Source organism: Leclercia sp. UBA5958 (assembly GCF_002430365.1).
GTDB classification, from domain to species: Bacteria; Pseudomonadota; Gammaproteobacteria; order Enterobacterales; family Enterobacteriaceae; genus Enterobacter; species Enterobacter pneumoniae.
The window spans coordinates 26,938-46,225 of the sequence record NZ_DJCE01000001.1; the positions used below are offsets into that span (position 1 = coordinate 26,938).

A 19,288-nucleotide genomic window follows, 5' to 3' on the forward strand; every position below is an offset into this window, starting at 1 on the left:
ACCATCAATAGTCAGTATGGAGGAGAAAAAAGCATGAGACAAATCAGGCCCCAGGCTCCAGCATGGTGCCCGCGCTACGTTTGTGGCTGAACTGCCAGCCCAGCGCGAAGAAGGTGATCACCCCGATCACCGCCAGCATCACCCAGGGTAACTCCGGCTGACTGAATGCTTTGCCGGCATCAAACAGCCAGCCGCCGCCTGCATAACCCAGCGCACCGCCAATCGCCAGTCCGAGGCGACTAAAGCCCATATAGCTACCACGTGCGCGGGCATCCGCCAGCTGGGCGCTCAGGGTTTCACGTGCCGGTTCGGCGATGATCGAGCCAATGTAAAAAGTGCAGATCAGAATAAACAGCTGCTGTAGCGAGCTGACCATCCCGATCGGCAGCATGCTGATCGACATTAACAGCAGTCCAGCCATTAACCGGTGCTCCAGACGAAACCGCTTTTCGCTCCAGCGGGCAATCGGATAGAGCAGAGTCAGCGACAGGCTGGCTTCGATGGCATACATCCATTTCACCGCTGCCGGAGAGCCGGCGATATCGTTGACCATGATGGGCAGCATAAGCATGACCTGCACCGCCAGCATGTAATAACCCGCCAGGGTGAGCACGTAGGTGACGAAGCGTTTGTCCCGCAGCACCCGGCCCATCCCTTCGCGCACCGGGGCCTTAACGGTGGAGAGTTTCCACGCAGGCAGTAGCCAGGCGTTGAAGCCCGCGCACAGGATAAAGAGGACGGCACCTACGGCGCAGACCAGGCGGAAATCATACTGCAGTAGCCAGCTACCCAGCAGGGCGCCGATCACCGCGCCGGCACTGTCCTGCATCATCAACAGGGAGAAAAACCGTCCACGCTGCTGCGGGCGAATCAGTTTGACCACCAGCGCGGTGCGCGGTGGGTCAAACAATGTTCCTCCGAGCCCGGAGATAAGGCAGGAGGCCCACAGTATCCAGGGTTCGTGAGCAATGCCCATGGTGGCAAACCCGGCCGCACGTAGCAGCATGCCGGTGACAATCATCGGTTTGGCGCCGAAGCGGTCGGCAATCGCGCCGCCAAAGATCCCCAGCCCTTGCTGCACAAACTGGCGCAGGCCGAGGGCAATACCGACCATTAATGCCGCCCAGCCCATTTGATCCACAAAGCGGATCGAAATCAGAGGGAATACGACAAAAAAGCCCAGTACCACCAGCATGTTATCGACGAGAAGGAAGTATTTACCCAGGTTCCGGGCCTGCGAGATGCGGGACATTTCCCCTCCGGGAAATTAAAAGGTAAGCGCGCTAATATTCTGCGGGGTTATGAACATTTTTCCCACTGTCCCGGCGACAATATTTTTTTATCAAACGAAGACTTTGATTGGCGCTTTTCATCGTAAAGTGTGAAAAGTCACGAAAATGGTATGTCACTGTTTTCACAGACGGCAACCGCACAGGTATAGTAAAGATAACGGGCCGAGGTTGTAACGGGAAGGAGTGGTATCGATGTTTGGCTATCGTAGTAATGTGCCGAAGGTGCGCCTGACGACCGACCGGCTGGTTGTGCGTCTGGTGCACGAGCGTGATGCCTGGCGTCTGGCGGATTATTACGCCGAGAATCGTCAGTTTTTAAAACCCTGGGAGCCCATTCGGGATGAGAGCCACTGTTATCCCTCCGGGTGGCAGGCGCGTCTGGGGATGATTGCAGAGTTCCATAAGCAGGGCTCGGCATTCTATTTCGCGCTGCTCGATCCCGATGAAAAAGAGATCATCGGCATCGCCAATTTTTCCAACGTGGTGCGCGGGTCTTTTCATGCCTGCTATCTCGGCTATTCAATTGGCCAGAAGTGGCAAGGGCAGGGGTTGATGTTCGAGGCGCTCTCCGCCGCCATTCGCTATATGCAGCGCACCCAACATATTCACCGCATTATGGCGAACTATATGCCGCACAATCAGCGCAGCGGCGATCTGCTGGCGCGTCTCGGCTTTGAAAAAGAGGGATACGCGAAAGATTATCTATTGATAGACGGCGAGTGGCGCGATCATGTCCTGACGGCGCTCACAACCAAAGAGTGGAGCGCAGGACGCTAAGGAGATGTTATGAAATATCAGTTATCGCTTATGGAAGCGCGGGTGATCGGCAGCCTGCTTGAAAAACAGATCACCACCCCTGAACAGTATCCCCTGTCGATCAATGCCGTGACGCTTGCCTGTAACCAAAAAACTAACCGCGAGCCGGTGATGAACCTTGCAGAACATGAGGTTCAGGATCTGCTTGATGCGCTGGTCAAGCGCCACTATCTACGAACAGTGAGCGGGTTCGGCAACCGCGTCACAAAGTACGAGCAGCGTTTCTGCAACTCTGAATTTGGCGACCTGAAACTCAATCCCGCCGAGGTGGCGGTCATTACTACACTGCTGTTGCGTGGGCCTCAAACCCCGGGTGAACTGCGCAGCCGGGCCGCGCGGATGTATGAATTTGCCGATATGCAGGAGATTGAGCAAACGCTGGAACATCTGGCCTCCCGCGAAGACGGGCCCTATGTCTTGCGTCTGCCGCGGGAGCCGGGCAAACGTGAGAGCCGTTATATGCATCTCTTTAGCGGCAATGTCGAAACGCTGATAAACGTGGTTGAGGCGGTGGCGCCCGTAGAGGATGAGAGCCTGCTTGCCCGCGTCGAGACGCTGGAAGGTGAAGTCGCCGACCTAAAACAGCGGCTCGATTCGCTGCTGGCACATCTGGGAGATTAACTGTGACAAAATTACGCGTAGGTGTTGTAGGGTTGGGCGGTATTGCTCAGAAAGCCTGGCTGCCGGTACTGAGCGCCGCCACCGACTGGACGCTGCAGGGGGCCTGGTCTCCGTCGCGGGATAAAGCGCTGCGTATCTGTGAGACCTTCCGCATGCCCTATGCCGGCTCGCTGACCGAACTGGCCCAGCAGTGCGACGCGGTCTTTGTTCATACCTCTACGGCTACCCATTACCAGGTGGTGAGCGAACTGCTCAACGCCGGCGTGCATGTCTGCGTAGATAAACCGCTGGCAGAAAATATTCAGGATGCCGAGCGTCTGATTGAGCTGGCCGCGCGGAAAAAACTCACCCTGATGGTGGGCTTCAATCGCCGTTTTGCACCCCTGTATCAGTCGCTGAAAAGTCAGCTCTCTGGCGCGGCTTCTCTGCGAATGGATAAGCACCGCGCTGACAGCGTCGGCCCCGGCGATCTGCGCTTCACGCTGCTCGACGACTATCTGCACGTGGTAGACACCGCACTGTGGCTGGCAGGCGGTAACGCGCAGCTCGAGAGCGGCACCCTGCTGGCGAACGAGCAAGGCGAGATGGTCTATGCCGAGCACCATTTCAGTATTAACCATTTTCAGATTACAACCGCCATGCATCGCCGGGCGGGCAGTCAACGGGAGTGGGTTCAGGCCGTCACCGACGGTGCGCTGGTGGATGTCACCGATATGCGTGAGTGGCGAGAAGAGAGAGGGCAGGGGGTGGTACACCGCCCGGTACCGGGCTGGCAGAGTACGCTGGAGCAGCGGGGTTTTGCAGGCTGCGCGCATCACTTTATTGAGTGCGTGCAAAATCAGACCATTCCGGAGACGGCGGGCGAGCAGGCCATTATGGCTCAGCGCATCGTCGAGAAGCTGTGGCGCGAGGCGATGAGCGAGTAACCGTTATCTGCGGGTTCAACCCCTGTAACATCTGCCGATAGTAATTCCCCGGAATCCAGGTAGACTAAGCGCTTCTTTCAACGCCTGCACTGCAGGCGTTTTGCCGTGTGGTTGTGGAAATTCACGTTAATGAACCTATTAAAATCGCTGGCCGCCGTCAGCTCGATGACCATGTTTTCTCGCGTGCTGGGCTTTGCACGCGATGCCATTGTGGCAAGGGTTTTTGGTGCAGGCATGGCGACCGATGCGTTTTTCGTCGCCTTTAAGTTGCCCAACCTGCTGCGTCGTATCTTTGCTGAAGGGGCTTTCTCACAGGCGTTTGTCCCAATCCTGGCTGAGTACAAAAGTAAGCAGGGCGAAGATGCCACCCGGGTGTTTATCTCTTACGTTTCGGGTCTGCTGACCCTGGCGCTGGCCATCGTCACCGTGGTGGGGATGTTGGCAGCGCCGTGGGTTATCATGGTGACCGCGCCAGGCTTTGCCAACACGGCGGACAAATTTGCTCTCACCACCCAGCTGTTGCAGATCACTTTCCCCTATATTTTGCTTATATCGCTCGCCTCTCTGGCAGGGGCGATTCTCAATACCTGGAACCGCTTCTCGGTGCCGGCTTTTGCCCCTACGTTCCTCAATATCAGCATGATCGGATTTGCGCTGTTTGCTGCGCCGCACTTTAACCCTCCGGTGCTGGCCCTTGCCTGGGCGGTGACCGTCGGCGGCGTGTTGCAGCTGGCTTATCAGCTACCGCATCTGAAGAAAATTGGCATGCTGGTCTTGCCGCGCATCAACCTGCGCGATGCCGGGGCGATGCGTGTCGTCAAACAGATGGGGCCAGCGATCCTGGGCGTCTCCGTTAGTCAGATCTCGCTCATTATCAACACCATTTTTGCCTCCTTCCTCGCCTCAGGATCGGTTTCATGGATGTATTACGCCGATCGTCTGATGGAGTTTCCCTCTGGCGTGCTGGGCGTGGCCCTGGGCACCATCTTGCTGCCGTCACTGTCGAAAAGCTTTGCCAGCGGCAATCATGATGAATATTGCCGCCTGATGGACTGGGGGCTGCGGCTCTGCTTCCTGCTGGCACTTCCCAGCGCGGTGGCGCTGGGGATCCTGGCCAAGCCGCTGACCGTGTCGCTGTTCCAGTACGGCAAGTTTACCGCGTTTGATGCGGCCATGACCCAGCGGGCGCTCATTGCCTATTCGGTAGGACTGATGGGGCTGATCGTCGTGAAAGTGTTGGCGCCGGGCTTCTATTCGCGCCAGGACATCAAAACGCCGGTCAAAATTGCCATTGTGACTTTAATTATGACCCAGCTGATGAACCTGGCGTTTATTGGCCCTCTTAAGCACGCTGGCCTGGCACTCTCTATCGGTCTGGCGGCATGTCTTAACGCCGCTCTGCTCTACTGGCAACTGCGTAAACAGAAAATTTTTACCCCGCAGCCGGGTTGGGCACGTTTCCTGGTGCGTCTGGTGATAGCGGTGTTGGTGATGGCGGCGGCATTAGTGGGCATGCTGCATGTGATGCCGGATTGGGCGCAGGGCACGATGTTCTATCGACTGCTGCGGTTAATGGCGGTCGTGGTGACCGGCGTGGTGGCTTACTTTGCGACCCTGGCCATTCTCGGTTTTAAAGTGAAAGAGTTCACCCGCCGTACGGCGTAACGAAAAAAGGGGAGTCACAGACTGTGCTCCCCGTTCCTCTCTCGCTGTCGCGATTAGATAGAAAACTTCTTACCGCCGCCGCCGCGCGAGGCGAACTGTTGTCCATTCGCGCCATACAGGCCTGGCTCCTGATGTGGCTTCAGAACCTCCAGCGCCTGCTGGTTGCGAGTAATCTGTCCTTCCAGTAACCAACCATTGTGCTGGTTAAGGTCGCGCAACTGCTGGGTTTTTTCTGTAATTGTCTGCCAGCGTTCGGCGAAATCATCATTCGCACTACGTTGGGAGACTTGCTCAGCGCGACGCTGCTGCTCCAGGTAATCCAGAGTGGCGAGCAGCGAACTTTTATCTTCAGTAATTCGCTGAAGTGCGCTGCCGCTGATATGCCCGGCAGAGAGCTGTTGTTGTTCAGCATCCATTACCGTTTTCAGGTCATTAAGAATGACCGTCATTTGATCCAGTATTTCCGAGAGACGACTCATACGGTTTTTACTCTAAGAAACTTTGCGCTTCCTGAATCAGCGCGTCAGCAATTTTGCTGGTATCCATTTTTAGTTCGCCATTACGAATAGCGGTTTTCAGCGCGTCAACGCGTTCCATATTAATATCGTTGCTACCCGGCTGCATCAGCTTCGCCTGGGCATCGCTCAGCGTCACGCTGGTGCTGTTAGCCGACGCCGTTTTTTCAAGGCGAGTTTTTGGCGTGGCAGTGTCATTCGTTTCGCGAGTTTGTACAGTGCTAACCGGCTTTACGGGCGATGTACGATCAATGCTCATTGTGTTGTCCTCATAGAGGGTTCGCGGCGTTGGTGCCTGACATCATCATTTGTTACTACTTTATCGGCAGCCGCCGCAAAATCTTTAAAAAGATTATAGGTTAATCAGAATATTCCCATCAGAACCGACCGTTCCACTGACCACCTGGCCGGAAGCCATACGCACGCGGGCATTCTGCGCCACCGCTGCGTTGTTCAACGCCTTGCCTTCACTGTTCACGCTAAAGCCGTCTCCGCTGGCGACAACCATCACGCGTTGACCAGCTTTAATACGCCATGACTGACGCAGCATACTCAATTGCAGTGGCTGCCCTGGCGCCACATCGCGAAGCGTGACGGCATCTTGCGCCTGGTTAATATCCAGCATGGTGCGCGGTGGCAACTGATCCAGTCTGCCGCGCTTAAGCGTTACGCTACCGGGCTGCAACACGCTGCCGCGAGCAATCACCTGGGAGGCGACAACATAATTGCCCATCGCCTGAACTGCAACCTGAATGTAGCGCTTCTCATTGGCGCAACGTGTCTGCACGCTGAGATTGCCCCACAGTCTGGCACTGCCCGGTACGCTAAATGAGGGCTGCTCACAGCTCGGCAGCAGGTTAGCCGGGGAACGAATGGTCACGGTGACCTCATCGCTAATGCCGGCCAGCCGCTGGGCAAAAAATGCCGTCAGCTGCGCGTCCAGATCCTGCGCAGAAGAGAGGGCGCTCCAGAGCAATAAGGTTGCGGCAAGACCACGTTTGAAAATGCGCATCATAAAATACCCGCCAGTTCCAGGATGAGAGGGATTCTACCTGTCGTCCTTTCTCATCAACGCAATAAATAGCGACGCATTTTGCGCTTATTCCGTCGATAAGGGTGACGGGTTGAGATTTAAGCTGTGAACTGAAATTTTGCCATCAGCGGAGGAGACATGCTCGATAAACTCGACGCCGCGCTACGTTTTCAGCAGGAAGCGCTCAACTTACGCGCCCAGCGTCAGGAGATTCTGGCCGCCAATATCGCGAACGCTGATACCCCCGGGTTTCAGGCGCGCGATATTGATTTTTCCAGTGAACTTAAAAAAGTGATGGAGCGTGGACGGGCCGAAAACACCGGCGTTGCCCTTGCGCTGACATCTGCACGCCATATTCCCGCACAGGTCGTTAACACCCCGACCACCGATTTACTTTACCGCGTTCCCGATCAGCCATCCCTCGACGGCAACACCGTAGATATGGACCGGGAGCGTACGCAGTTTGCCGATAACAGCCTCAAGTACCAGATGGGGCTGACCGTTCTCGGTGGACAAATTAAAGGCATGATGAATGTCCTGCAGGGAGGCAATTAATTTTGGCTTTACTGAATATTTTTGATATCGCCGGTTCCGCGTTGACCGCCCAGTCCCAGCGTCTGAACGTGGCTGCCAGTAACCTGGCAAACGCCGACAGCGTGACGGGCCCAGATGGTCAACCCTACCGTGCAAAACAGGTTGTTTTCCAGGTCAATGCTGCGCCAGGCGCAGCGACCGGTGGGGTAAAAGTCGCTGATGTGATCGAGAGCCAGGCGCCGGACAAACTGGTGTACGAGCCAGGCAATCCGCTGGCCGATGCCAATGGCTACGTCAAAATGCCAAACGTGGATGTCGTGGGTGAGATGGTGAACACCATGTCTGCCTCCCGCAGCTACCAGGCAAACGTTGAAGTACTCAATACCGTCAAGGGCATGATGCTCAAAACGCTTACTCTCGGTCAGTAAAGGAGACTCGCATGTCCATTGCAGTCAATATGAATGACACCACCAATGCTACCAGCGCAGCCAGCTCCAGCTCGTTGACGGGTAGCAAAGCGTCGGATCTGCAGAGCAGCTTCTTAACGCTACTGGTGGCGCAGTTGAAAAACCAGGACCCCACCAACCCGATGCAGAATAACGAACTGACCACGCAGCTTGCGCAGATCAGTACCGTTAGCGGCATCGAAAAACTGAACACCACCCTGGGCTCTATCTCCGGCCAGATCGACAACAGCCAGTCACTGCAGGCAAGCAGCCTGATTGGTCATGGCGTGATGATCCCGGGTAGCACCATCCTTGCCGGTACCAACACTACCGATGGTACCAGCAATACGTCGACAACGCCGTTTGGCGTTGAGCTGCAGCAGCCTGCCGACAAAGTGACAGCCACCATTACCGATAAGGCTGGCGCCGTCGTTCGCACCATTGACATTGGTGAACTGAAAGCGGGTGTTCACACCTTTACCTGGGATGGCACGCTGGCCGACGGCACGACCGCGCCGAACGGCTCTTATAACGTTGCCATTTCTGCCAGCAGCGGCACGACCCAGTTGGTGGCACAACCTCTGCAGTTTGCGCTGGTTCAGGGCGTCACGCGGGGTAGCGATGGCAACAAACTGGATTTGGGTACCTACGGTACCACCACGCTCGACCAAGTTCGGCAGATTATCTAAGCCTTAATACTTATCAGGAGTAAGTCATGGCCTTTTCTCAAGCGGTCAGCGGCCTGAATGCTGCGGCCACCAACCTCGATGTCATTGGTAACAACATTGCCAACTCCGCGACCTATGGTTTTAAATCCTCAACCGCCTCTTTTGCGGATATGTTTGCGGGTTCTAAAGCGGGTCTGGGCGTCAAAGTGGCCGGCATCACCCAGGATTTCACCGACGGCACCACGACCAACACCGGCCGTGGCCTGGATGTTGCCATTAGCCAGAACGGTTTCTTCCGTATGGTCGACAGCAACGGTTCCGTGTTCTATAGCCGTAACGGCCAGTTCAGCCTGGATGAAAACCGTAACCTGGTGAACATGCAGGGCCTGCAGCTGACCGGTTACCCGGTCGCGGGTACGCCACCAACGGTGCAGACCGGTGCGAACCCACAGGCGATCACCATCCCGAATACGCTGATGTCGGCAAAACCAACCGATACCGCCACCCAGCAGATTAACCTGAACTCGACTGACAAACTGCCATCTGTCGCATTCGACGCTACGACCAATAGCCCGAACCCGGACAGCTATAACAAAAAAGGGACGGTGACGGTCTTCGACAGCCAGGGTAACGCCCACAACATGTATGTCTACTATGTGAAAGCAGCGGACAACAAATGGGATCTCTATACCCAGGACGGTAGCGTAAATGGTTCTACGCCGACCAAAGCGGCGCAGATGAGCTTTGACAGCAGCGGTAACCTGGAAGGCGTCTATAACTACGACGCAGCGGGCGTGCTGAGCGGGACTAAAAATGCGGAACCGTCAATCGCCATCACCACCGGCGCATTAAATGGTGCGACGCCAACCCCGTTCACGCTGAGCTTCCTCAACTCCATGCAGCAGAACACCGGTGCGAACAACATCGTGGCCACTAACCAGAACGGTTATAAGCCAGGCGATCTGGTCAGCTATCAGATCAACGATGACGGTACCGTTGTGGGTAACTACTCCAACGAACAGACCCAGGTTCTGGGCCAGATCGTGCTGGCGAACTTCGCCAACAACGAAGGTCTGCAGTCCGAAGGTAATAACGTCTGGTCTGCGACCCAGTCTTCTGGCGTGGCGCTGCTGGGTACCGCCGGTACCGGCAACTTCGGTTCACTGACCAACGGTGCGCTGGAAGCGTCGAACGTGGATCTGAGTAAAGAGCTGGTGAACATGATCGTTGCGCAGCGTAACTACCAGTCGAACGCGCAGACCATCAAAACCCAGGACCAGATCCTCAACACGCTGGTTAACCTTCGCTAAGTGGCTGACGGGATAGCTTAATGGATCACGCAATATATACCGCGATGGGCGCTGCCAGTCAGACGCTCAATCAGCAGGCAGTGACAGCCAGTAACCTGGCTAACGCCTCGACACCCGGATTTCGCGCCCAGCTCAATGCGCTGCGTGCGGTGCCGGTAGAAGGCTTGTCCTTGCCAACGCGTACGCTGGTCACCGCCTCGACGCCGGGCGCAGATATGACCCCTGGCCAAATGGACTACACCTCGCGTCCGCTGGACGTGGCGCTGCAGCAGGATGGCTGGCTGGCGGTACAGACCGCAGACGGTACAGAAGGTTATACCCGTAACGGTAACATTCAGGTGAATGCGGCGGGACAACTGACGATTCAGGGGCGTCCGGTGATTGGCGAAGCAGGACCGATCGCCGTGCCGGAAGGCTCTGAGGTCACTATTGCCGCAGACGGTACCATCTCTGCACTTAATCCGGGCGATCCGCCGAATACGGTGGCGCCGGTCGGTCGTCTGAAGCTGGTAAAGGCCGAGGGTAACGAAGTGCAGCGTGGCGACGACGGTATCTTCCGTCTGACGCAGGCGGCACAGGCAACCCGAGGCGCAGCCCTGCAGGCTGACCCAACCATTCGCGTTATGTCTGGCGTACTGGAGGGCAGTAACGTCAAACCGGTTGAAGCCATGACCGATATGATCGCCAGCGCACGTCGTTTCGAGATGCAGATGAAAGTTATCAGCAGCGTGAATGAGAACGCGGGCAAAGCTAACCAACTGTTGGCAATGACTTAACAGGACTTCCTATGATCAGTTCTTTATGGATCGCAAAAACTGGCCTGGATGCGCAGCAAACCAATATGGATGTGATCGCCAACAACCTGGCGAACGTAAGCACCAATGGTTTTAAGCGTCAACGCGCCGTTTTTGAAGATTTGCTTTATCAAACCATCCGCCAGCCAGGTGCGCAGTCGTCTGAACAGACAACGCTGCCGTCCGGTTTGCAGATTGGTACCGGCGTTCGTCCGGTAGCGACCGAGCGTCTGCATAGCCAGGGTAACCTGTCTCAGACCAACAACAGTAAAGATGTGGCCATCAAAGGGCAGGGTTTCTTCCAGGTACAGTTGCCAGATGGCACCTCCGCCTATACCCGTGATGGTTCGTTCCAGGTGGATCAGAACGGCCAGCTGGTCACCGCAGGCGGTTTCCAGGTACAGCCAGCGATCACCATTCCGGCCAACGCCCTCGGCATCACTATCGGGCGTGACGGGGTCGTGAGCGTGACCCAGCAGGGCCAGGCGGCACCTGTGCAGGTTGGCCAGCTCAACCTCACCACCTTTATGAACGACACCGGTCTGGAAAGCATCGGTGAGAACCTGTACATCGAAACCCAGTCTTCCGGCGCGCCGAACGAGAGCACGCCAGGTTTGAATGGTTCAGGTTTGCTCTATCAGGGGTACGTTGAGACCTCTAACGTTAACGTCGCGGAAGAGCTGGTGAATATGATCCAGGTTCAGCGTGCGTATGAAATTAACAGTAAAGCAGTGTCGACGACCGACCAGATGCTGCAGAAACTGACGCAACTCTAAGGTGTAGCCCGGTGCGGTAATCCCCGCACCGGCTCCCTGTTTTCGAAGATGAAGGCAATGCAAAAACACGCGGCGAATCGTTATCCTATAGTGACTCTGCTGGCCGTGACCCTGAGCGGTTGCGCCTGGATCCCGTCTAAACCTTTGGTGCAGGGTGCGACCACCGCCCAACCCGTTCCCGGCCCCGCGCCGGTCGTTAACGGCTCTATTTTCCAGACCGCGCAGCCTATTAACTACGGTTATCAGCCGCTGTTTGAAGATCGTCGTCCGCGTAACGTGGGTGACACACTCACCATCGTCCTGCAGGAAAACGTCAGTGCGAGCAAGAGCTCGTCGGCGAACGCCAGCCGCGATGGCAAAACGAATTTTGGCTTTGACACCGTGCCACGCTACCTGCAAGGGCTGTTTGGTAATGCACGTGCCGATGTCGAGACCTCTGGCGGCAACTCCTTTAATGGTAAGGGCGGCGCCAACGCCAGCAATACCTTTAGCGGCACCCTGACGGTGACCGTCGATCAGGTACTGGTGAACGGTAATTTACATGTTGTGGGTGAAAAACAGATTGCCATCAATCAGGGCACTGAGTTCATTCGATTCTCCGGTGTGGTTAACCCTCGCACCATCAGCGGCACTAACACCGTACCGTCCACCCAGGTGGCGGATGCGCGCATTGAGTACGTCGGTAACGGCTACATCAACGAGGCGCAGAATATGGGTTGGCTGCAGCGTTTCTTCCTTAATTTATCGCCGATGTAAGCGAGGTGACCTATGTTTAAATCCCTCTTGGGTATCGCGTTGGTGCTGGTGGCAAGCTTTGCCCAGGCTGACCGTATCCGCGATCTCACCAGCGTACAGGGCGTACGACAAAACTCCTTGATAGGCTACGGCCTGGTCGTAGGGCTGGATGGTACCGGTGACCAGACGACGCAAACCCCGTTCACCACCCAGAGCCTGAACAACATGCTCTCGCAACTGGGGATCACGGTACCCACGGGCACCAACATGCAGTTGAAGAACGTGGCGGCCGTTATGGTTACCGCGAGCTTCCCCGCGTTTGCGCGTCAGGGGCAGACCATTGACGTGGTGGTCTCTTCCATGGGTAACGCCAAAAGTCTGCGCGGCGGTACGCTGTTAATGACCCCGCTGAAAGGGGTGGACAGCCAGGTCTACGCGCTGGCCCAGGGTAACATTCTGGTCGGCGGCGCAGGCGCCTCTGCGGGTGGCAGCAGCGTGCAGGTTAACCAGCTCAATGGCGGGCGCATCACCAACGGCGCCATCATTGAACGTGAGCTCCCGTCTCAGTTTGGTTCCGGTAACACCATCAATCTGCAGCTGAATAATGAAGATTTCACCATGGCGCAGCAGATTGCCGACACCATCAACCGCAGCCGTGGCTTTGGCAGTGCGACAGCGCTTGACGCGCGTACCGTGCAGATTCGCACCTCCAGCGGCGGCAGCAATCAGGTCCGGATGCTGGCCGATATCCAGAATATGGAAGTCAACGTACCGTTGCAGGATGCGAAAGTGATTATCAACTCCCGTACCGGCTCGGTGGTAATGAACCGCGAAGTGACCCTGGATAGTTGCGCCGTGGCGCAGGGGAACCTCTCGGTAACGGTTAACCGCCAGGCGAACGTCAGCCAGCCTGATACGCCATTCGGTGGCGGCCAGACGGTGGTGACGCCGCAGACGCAGATCGATCTGCGCCAGGAGGGGGGTTCACTGCAGAGCGTACGTTCCAGCGCCAATCTCAACAATGTGGTACGTGCGCTTAACGCGCTGGGCGCCACGCCGATGGAGCTGATGTCGATTCTGCAATCCATGCAGACCGCAGGTTGCCTGCGCGCGAAAGTGGAAATTATCTAATGCTCGGCGATAGCAAACTGATGGCAAGTGCGGCCTGGGATGCCCAGTCGCTCAACGAGCTGAAAACCAGTGCAGGTAAAGACCCGGCGGCGAATCTCCGCCCGGTTGCCCGCCAGGTTGAAGGGATGTTTGTGCAGATGATGTTGAAAAGCATGCGTGAAGCGCTACCGAAAGATGGCATCTTCAGCAGCGACTCAACCCGGCTGTACACCAGCATGTATGACCAACAGATTGCCCAGCAGATGACATCCGGCAAGGGGCTTGGCCTTGCCGATATGATCGTCAAGCAGATGGAAGCCGCGCAGGGAGTTAAGCCGGAAGATCAGCCTCAGCAGGTGCCGATGAAGTTCGACCTGCAAACGGTGACCAGTTATCAAAACCAGGCGCTAACCCAGATGGTGCGTAAGGCCGTGCCGAAAGCGCCGGAGAGCAGCGATGAGCCGTTATCCGGCGACAGCAAAGACTTCCTGGCGCAGCTCTCTCTGCCCGCGCGCCTGGCGAGCGAGCAGAGCGGCGTGCCGCATCACCTGATTCTGGCCCAGGCGGCGCTTGAGTCGGGTTGGGGCCAGCGCCAGATCCGTCGGGAAAACGGCGAGCCGAGCTTTAACATCTTTGGTGTGAAAGCGTCTGGCAGCTGGAAAGGGCCGACGACCGAGATCACCACCACCGAGTTCGAAAACGGTGAGGCGAAAAAGGTTAAAGCCAGGTTCCGCGTTTACAGCTCCTATCTGGAGGCACTCTCAGATTACGTTGGCTTGCTCACCCGCAATCCGCGCTACGCTGCGGTGATTCAGGCGGCGACGGCGGAGCAGGGTGCACAGGCGCTTCAGAGCGCAGGGTATGCCACCGATCCGAACTACGCCCGCAAGCTCACCAGCATGATCCAGCAGCTAAAAGCAATGGGTGAAAAAGTCAGTAAAGCCTATAGCACAGATCTTGAAAATCTGTTCTGAAAGTTCTCAAGTCCTGATGGTGTCTGCCGATAATCATCATCAGGACTCGTGTCTGAAAGTGTAAAAGGAACCCCCATGTCCAGTTTGATTAACAGCGCCATGAGTGGCCTCGGTGCTGCACAGGCAGCGCTGAATACCGTCAGTAATAATATTTCAAGTTACAACGTGGCAGGGTATACCCGCCAGACTACAGTGCTGGGCGCATCGAACAGCACCCTCACAGGCGGTGGCTGGGTAGGAAACGGCGTTTATGTTTCTGGGGTACAGCGTGAATATGACGGGTTCATCACCAACCAGCTGCGTGCAGCGCAAACCGACAGCAGTGGGCTAACGACGCGCTATCAGCAGATGTCAAAAATTGATGACGTGCTCTCTGATACCACTAACTCTATATCTACCACGCTGCAAGACTTCTTTAAAAGCCTGCAAACGCTGGTCAGTAACGCCGAAGATCCAGCGGCGCGTCAGACCGTACTGGGTAAAGCCGATGGCCTGGTAAACCAGTTCAAAGTGACCGACCAGTATCTGCGTGACCAGGAAAAACAGGTCAACATCGCGCTCACCACCAGCGTTGATCAAATTAATGGTTATGCGAAACAAATTGCCAATCTCAACGATCAGATCTCCCGTCTGACCGGTGTGGGCGCAGGTGCTTCGCCAAACAACCTGCTTGACCAGCGTGACCAGCTGGTGAGTGAGTTAAACCAGATCGTTGGCGTTGAAGTCTCCGTCCAGGATAGCGGTACCTATAACATCTCTATTGGTAACGGATATACCCTGGTTCAGGGTAGCAATTCGAACCAGCTGGCAGCAGTATCATCCAGCGCCGATCCGTCCCGCGTGGCGGTCGCGTTTGTTGACGCAACCGGCACATCAGAGATTCAGGAAAAGCAGCTGAACTCCGGCTCTTTAGGCGGCCTGTTGACCTTCCGTTCGCAGGATCTGGATAAGGTGCGTAATAATCTGAACCAGATGGCGCTGGCGTTTGCCGATGCGATGAACAATCAGCAAAAGCAGGGTTTGGACGCGAATGGTGACACGGGCACAGAGCTCTTCTCCTTCGGGAAGCCTGCGGTCACCAGCAACGCCAAAAACACCGGGACGGCGATCGTCACGGCGACCTTTGATGACACCACCAAAGTTCAGGCAACGGATTATCAGCTGGAAAAAACTGCTTCCGGCTGGACCGTGACCCGCCTTGCGGACAAGACCAGCTTCGCCGTCACGCCGGACGCGAACGGCGATATGAACTTCGATGGCCTGACCGTCAACGTGAGCAATAATGCTGACGCCAACGTGAAAGACAGCTTCATCCTGAAACCGGTTCAGGATGTGATCGTCAACATGAACATGCTGGTCAAAGATGAGTCGAAGCTGGCGATGGCCTCAGCCACCGGCGGTGGCAAGAGCGACAACCGTAACGGCCAGGCGATGCTGGATCTGCAAAACAGTAAGCTGGTAGGCGGTAACAAGTCCTTTAACGATGCTTACGCCTCTCTGGTGAGCACCGTGGGCAGCTCAACGGCTTCCCTTAAGACCAGCAGCCAAACGAAAGCCAACGTGGTCACGCAGTTGAGCAATCAACAGCAGTCCATCTCTGGGGTTAACCTTGATGAAGAGTACGGCAACCTGCAACGTTACCAGCAGTACTATCTGGCTAACGCACAGGTACTGCAGACCGCCAGTACGCTCTTTGATGCGTTAATTAACATTCGCTAAGGACGAGGTGACAAATGCGTATTAGCACCCAGATGATGTACCAGCAACAGATGCAGGGCATCACCAATTCTCAGAGCAAGTGGCTGAGCTATGGCGAACAAATGACGACCGGGCAGCGCGTCAATCGTCCGTCTGACGATCCTATTGCCGCCTCTCAGGCGGTTGTGCTGTCTCAGGCGCAGTCGCAGAACAGCCAATATGAGCTGGCCCGCAGCTTTGCAACGACCAAAGTATCGCTGGAAGAGAGCGTGCTGGGTCAGGTTACGACCGCACTGCAGAGCGCGCAGGAAAAAATCGTCTATGCCGGTAACGGAACCCTAACCGATAACGACCGCGCCTCGTTGGCGACGGATCTGAAAGGGCTTCGCGATCAGCTGATGAACTTGGCCAACAGCACTGACGGTAACGGACGCTATATCTTTGCGGGCTATAACACGGAAGCCCCGGCGTTTGATGGCACCACCGGTGACTATGAAGGCGGTAATACGGCCATCAGCCAGCAGGTTGACGCCGCGCGTAATATGGAAGTGAGCCATATCGGCAGTGACGTCTTCGCCAAATTCACCAGCAATGCGGTGAAAGAACCCGATGGCAGAACCGGTGAAGCGAACCTGTTCAAAATTCTCGATACCGCCATCGCAGCGCTGAACGATCCTGTTGGTGACGATGCCACGAAATCGGTAGCGCTGAAAGACAGCATTGACGTCGCAAATCGTGGCCTGCGTAACTCGCTGGATAACGTGCTGACCGTGCGTGCCGAACTGGGGACCCGCCTGAACGAACTGGACAAGCTGGACGACCTCGGCGCAGAACGCACGCTTGGACAGACTAAGCAGATGAGCGATCTGATTGATGTTGACTGGAACTCGGTCATTTCGTCCTACACCATGCAGCAAGCGGCGCTTCAGGCTTCGTATAAAGCGTTCACTGATATGCAGGGAATGTCTCTGTTTCAGCTGAATAGATAACATTTTTGACCTTTAGAGTATGGCTTGAAACTGGTCATACTTTGTCTGCCCAACCCGTCATCCCGGGTTGGGCTTTTTTTTATCCGTTTTGCGCAGCGGCGGTGGTCGTTGCGGTGCGCCCGGTCAGGCGAATCACCAGTGCGATAGCGCCAGTAAGGGTAGCCAGGGCCACTACGGCTGGCCAGCCAGCAAGGGCATACACCTTAGTACCCAGCGCAGAGCCCAGCGCCATACCAATGAATACCACGGTAAAGAGGAGGGCATTCAGACGCCCGCGCGCCTGCGGCTCAAGGCTATAAACCAGGTTCTGGTGGGCCACCAGGCTGGATTGCAGACCCAGGTCAAACCCCACCGCCGATACGGCAATCAGAATCAGTTGACCATGAACGCCCAGCATAGGCATCAGGAACATCAGGGCAAAAGAGACGGTGACCAGTGCGGCGCCTAGCTGGGTGACTTTACCTGCGCCCAGCTTATCAGCCAGCCCACCGGCCAGCGGAGCCGCCAGCGCACCGGCTGCCCCGGCAATACCGAATCCTCCTGCCACCGCGCTGCCCAACTGATAGCGCTCCAGCAGCATCACCGCCAGCGTTGACCAGAAGGCGCTGAAGGCGATTGAGAGAAACCCTTGTGCCAGCGCGGCACGACGCAATGCGGGGTAGCGGCGCCACAGGTGCGCCATCGAGCGCATTAATGCGGGGTAGCTAAGCGTGGAATGAATAGCGAAGCGGGGCAGAACAGCCCACATCACCAAACCGATGAGGGCAATACTGGCCGCCGCCAGTTGATACATTACGCGCCAGCCAAAGGCTTCGCCAACGATGCCGCTAACGGTACGGGAGAGCAAAATCCCGAGCAGCAGACCGGTCATCACCGTACCAACGGTTTTCCCCTGTTTGCCCTCAGGGGCAAGAATGGCCGCCGCCGGAACGATATCCTGCGCCATGGTGGCTGCCATACCAATCAGCAGGCTAACAATCAGTAAGCTGTGCAGTTCCGTGACGAGGCTACTGGCCAGCAAAACCAGCGCCAGGGCCGTGCTTTTCAGCAGAATCAGGGTTCGACGATCATGGCGATCGCCAAGCGGCAGCAGAAACAGAATGCCGATGGCATAGCCGGCCTGGGTCAGGGTAGGTACCAGCCCCATCCCTTCAATACTCAGGTGCAGGTCGCTGCCCATCAGCGGCAGCAAAGGCTGGGCGTAGTAAATCGAGGCGACGCTAAAGCCAGCGCCAATGGCGAGCAGTAAAATGACCCAGCGGCTAATGGCGTGGGCAGGGAGGGTAGTGTTCATAGTGTGTACCTCAATCAGGATGTGAGGCTATTCTTTCGCACCCACGCTTGCGGTGGTAGCCAGCCTGGTGTTAAAACACCTATACGTTAAACGTATAACAGAGGGTGAGATGCAGCGTTCAGAGCGTATAGATAGGGTGGAGTTGATGCGAACCTTCGTCCGCATTGTTGAGGCAGGCTCGCTGTCTGCGGCGGCGAAACAACTTGAAACCACCCAGGCGACGGTCAGCCGCCGTTTGCAATCGCTTGAATCACTGCTGGGTGTGCGACTCATTTTACGCACCACGCATGCCATGAAACTGACCGATGACGGCGAACGCTGCTATCAGCACGCGGGTAGGGTGATAGACAGTTGGCTGGCGCTGGAAGATGAGATGGGCCATGCGGAAGATGAACCCGTTGGTGTGCTGCGTGTGCGGGCGCCGCACGCCTTCGGTCAGGAGCAGTTACTGGAGCCATTAACACAGTTTCTGAACCGTTACCCGCGGCTGACGGTCGAGTGGATGCTGAATGACCGTTCGGCAGATTTTATGAGTGAAAATATCGACTGCGCGATTCGGGTCGGGGCGGAGATCGATCCGGCAACGGTTTCAATCCTGCTGGCGGAGGTGCCGCGCTGCATTGTGGCCGCGCCGGAACTCCTGGCTCGCTTCGATCCTGTGCAGTCACCTCAGGCGCTATCCGCATTGCCCTGGGTGGCATTGAACAGCTTTTATCGTCAACATATCGAGCTCTACACCGACGGAGAGACGCAACCGTTGCGTATCCCTATCTCTCCCCGCTTAAGCACTGACAGCCTGTACGTGACGCGTAAAAGCGCACTTACCGGGCTGGGGGTAGCGGTGGTGTCGAGCTGGACGGTGGAGGAAGATATTCGGGCAGGGAGGCTGGTGCATCTTTTACCGGAATGGCAGCCTGCAGCACTGCCCGTGCACCTGGTCTATCCGTGGTCGCGCTATTATCCTGCGCGCTTAAGACGTTTTCTGGAAATGATGCGTGAAGTGATGCCAGAAATAGCCGGTATGCGTAAGCCGCTGGCGCAAAAAAGGTAAAAAAAAGCCGACCCTAAAGTCGGCTTTTTTATTACGCGGCG

Annotated in this window: 21 protein-coding genes; 16 read left to right on the plus strand and 5 right to left on the minus strand. The window is 56.4% G+C overall.

Features of this window, described 5'->3' with window-relative positions:
- Nucleotides 1-43 precede the first annotated feature (43 nt).
- Nucleotides 44-1,252, minus strand: coding sequence for a multidrug efflux MFS transporter MdtH (gene mdtH / locus B2Q93_RS00165; RefSeq protein ID WP_046885711.1), 1,209 nt, complete (start codon nucleotides 1,250-1,252; stop codon nucleotides 44-46).
- Between the two features lie 232 nt (nucleotides 1,253-1,484).
- Between mdtH and rimJ the strand changes: the two genes are divergently transcribed.
- The 4 genes from rimJ to murJ all read left to right on the plus strand — a co-directional run bounded on the left by rimJ (nucleotide 1,485) and on the right by murJ (nucleotide 5,320).
- Nucleotides 1,485-2,069, plus strand: a complete 585-nt coding sequence (gene rimJ / locus B2Q93_RS00170) for a ribosomal protein S5-alanine N-acetyltransferase (protein ID WP_040076182.1) — start codon at nucleotides 1,485-1,487, stop codon at nucleotides 2,067-2,069.
- A gap of 9 nt (nucleotides 2,070-2,078) precedes the next feature.
- Nucleotides 2,079-2,729: a YceH family protein gene (locus B2Q93_RS00175; protein WP_286931575.1), complete on the plus strand. Its 651-nt coding sequence runs from the start codon at nucleotides 2,079-2,081 to the stop codon at nucleotides 2,727-2,729.
- Between the two features lie 2 nt (nucleotides 2,730-2,731).
- A complete protein-coding gene (locus B2Q93_RS00180) occupies nucleotides 2,732-3,655 on the plus strand; it encodes a Gfo/Idh/MocA family protein (RefSeq protein WP_286931576.1) in 924 nt (307 codons plus the stop codon).
- 129 nt (nucleotides 3,656-3,784) lie between these two features.
- Nucleotides 3,785-5,320 (plus strand): murein biosynthesis integral membrane protein MurJ, encoded by a 1,536-nt coding sequence (gene murJ, locus B2Q93_RS00185; protein WP_286931577.1) that lies wholly within the window; start codon nucleotides 3,785-3,787, stop codon nucleotides 5,318-5,320.
- A 53-nt stretch (nucleotides 5,321-5,373) separates the two neighbouring features.
- Here the strand turns inward: murJ and flgN are convergent, their stop codons facing one another.
- From flgN to flgA, 3 genes are all read right to left on the minus strand, one after another.
- Nucleotides 5,374-5,799, minus strand: coding sequence for a flagella biosynthesis chaperone FlgN (gene flgN / locus B2Q93_RS00190; RefSeq protein ID WP_286931578.1), 426 nt, complete (start codon nucleotides 5,797-5,799; stop codon nucleotides 5,374-5,376).
- 7 nt (nucleotides 5,800-5,806) lie between these two features.
- Complete coding sequence (gene flgM / locus B2Q93_RS00195; RefSeq protein WP_040076177.1) at nucleotides 5,807-6,094, minus strand: flagellar biosynthesis anti-sigma factor FlgM; 288 nt, start codon at nucleotides 6,092-6,094, stop codon at nucleotides 5,807-5,809.
- Between the two features lie 93 nt (nucleotides 6,095-6,187).
- Nucleotides 6,188-6,847, minus strand: a complete 660-nt coding sequence (flgA, locus tag B2Q93_RS00200; protein WP_046885740.1) for a flagellar basal body P-ring formation chaperone FlgA — start codon at nucleotides 6,845-6,847, stop codon at nucleotides 6,188-6,190.
- Between the two features lie 159 nt (nucleotides 6,848-7,006).
- Here flgA and flgB point away from each other — a divergent pair, with 159 nt between their 5' ends.
- The 11 genes from flgB (at nucleotide 7,007) to flgL (ending at nucleotide 16,902) form a co-directional block, all read left to right on the plus strand.
- Nucleotides 7,007-7,423 carry a flagellar basal body rod protein FlgB gene (gene flgB, locus B2Q93_RS00205; protein WP_046885708.1) on the plus strand — a complete coding sequence of 139 codons (417 nt, stop codon included), beginning with the start codon at nucleotides 7,007-7,009 and terminating at the stop codon, nucleotides 7,421-7,423.
- A gap of 2 nt (nucleotides 7,424-7,425) precedes the next feature.
- Nucleotides 7,426-7,830, plus strand: coding sequence for a flagellar basal body rod protein FlgC (flgC, locus tag B2Q93_RS00210; protein WP_040076175.1), 405 nt, complete (start codon nucleotides 7,426-7,428; stop codon nucleotides 7,828-7,830).
- Nucleotides 7,831-7,841: 11 nt separating this feature from the next.
- Nucleotides 7,842-8,537: a flagellar hook assembly protein FlgD gene (gene flgD / locus B2Q93_RS00215; RefSeq protein ID WP_040076174.1), complete on the plus strand. Its 696-nt coding sequence runs from the start codon at nucleotides 7,842-7,844 to the stop codon at nucleotides 8,535-8,537.
- Between the two features lie 26 nt (nucleotides 8,538-8,563).
- Nucleotides 8,564-9,826 carry a flagellar hook protein FlgE gene (gene flgE, locus B2Q93_RS00220; RefSeq protein WP_046885707.1) on the plus strand — a complete coding sequence of 421 codons (1,263 nt, stop codon included), beginning with the start codon at nucleotides 8,564-8,566 and terminating at the stop codon, nucleotides 9,824-9,826.
- A gap of 20 nt (nucleotides 9,827-9,846) precedes the next feature.
- Nucleotides 9,847-10,602, plus strand: coding sequence for a flagellar basal body rod protein FlgF (locus B2Q93_RS00225; RefSeq protein WP_046885706.1), 756 nt, complete (start codon nucleotides 9,847-9,849; stop codon nucleotides 10,600-10,602).
- 11 nt (nucleotides 10,603-10,613) lie between these two features.
- Nucleotides 10,614-11,396, plus strand: coding sequence for a flagellar basal-body rod protein FlgG (flgG, locus tag B2Q93_RS00230; RefSeq protein ID WP_040076171.1), 783 nt, complete (start codon nucleotides 10,614-10,616; stop codon nucleotides 11,394-11,396).
- Nucleotides 11,397-11,453: 57 nt separating this feature from the next.
- The gene (gene flgH / locus B2Q93_RS00235; RefSeq protein ID WP_040076170.1) at nucleotides 11,454-12,152 is read left to right on the plus strand and encodes a flagellar basal body L-ring protein FlgH; all 699 of its coding nucleotides are present in this window, start codon (nucleotides 11,454-11,456) and stop codon (nucleotides 12,150-12,152) included.
- Nucleotides 12,153-12,164: 12 nt separating this feature from the next.
- Nucleotides 12,165-13,262, plus strand: coding sequence for a flagellar basal body P-ring protein FlgI (locus B2Q93_RS00240; protein WP_040076169.1), 1,098 nt, complete (start codon nucleotides 12,165-12,167; stop codon nucleotides 13,260-13,262).
- The gene (gene flgJ / locus B2Q93_RS00245) at nucleotides 13,262-14,215 is read left to right on the plus strand and encodes a flagellar assembly peptidoglycan hydrolase FlgJ (RefSeq protein ID WP_286931579.1); all 954 of its coding nucleotides are present in this window, start codon (nucleotides 13,262-13,264) and stop codon (nucleotides 14,213-14,215) included. The genes B2Q93_RS00240 and flgJ overlap by 1 nt, the downstream gene beginning before the upstream one ends.
- A gap of 75 nt (nucleotides 14,216-14,290) precedes the next feature.
- Entirely contained in the window at nucleotides 14,291-15,934 is a 1,644-nt protein-coding gene (gene flgK, locus B2Q93_RS00250) for a flagellar hook-associated protein FlgK (protein WP_286931580.1), read from the plus strand.
- A gap of 14 nt (nucleotides 15,935-15,948) precedes the next feature.
- The gene (gene flgL / locus B2Q93_RS00255) at nucleotides 15,949-16,902 is read left to right on the plus strand and encodes a flagellar hook-associated protein FlgL (protein WP_286931581.1); all 954 of its coding nucleotides are present in this window, start codon (nucleotides 15,949-15,951) and stop codon (nucleotides 16,900-16,902) included.
- A gap of 79 nt (nucleotides 16,903-16,981) precedes the next feature.
- Here the strand turns inward: flgL and B2Q93_RS00260 are convergent, their stop codons facing one another.
- Nucleotides 16,982-18,196 carry an MFS transporter gene (locus tag B2Q93_RS00260; RefSeq protein ID WP_286931582.1) on the minus strand — a complete coding sequence of 405 codons (1,215 nt, stop codon included), beginning with the start codon at nucleotides 18,194-18,196 and terminating at the stop codon, nucleotides 16,982-16,984.
- Between the two features lie 109 nt (nucleotides 18,197-18,305).
- Between B2Q93_RS00260 and B2Q93_RS00265 the strand changes: the two genes are divergently transcribed.
- On the plus strand, nucleotides 18,306-19,247 hold the full coding sequence (locus B2Q93_RS00265) for a LysR family transcriptional regulator (protein ID WP_040076162.1): 942 nt from the start codon (nucleotides 18,306-18,308) through the stop codon (nucleotides 19,245-19,247).
- The last annotated feature ends 41 nt before the right edge of the window (nucleotides 19,248-19,288 follow it).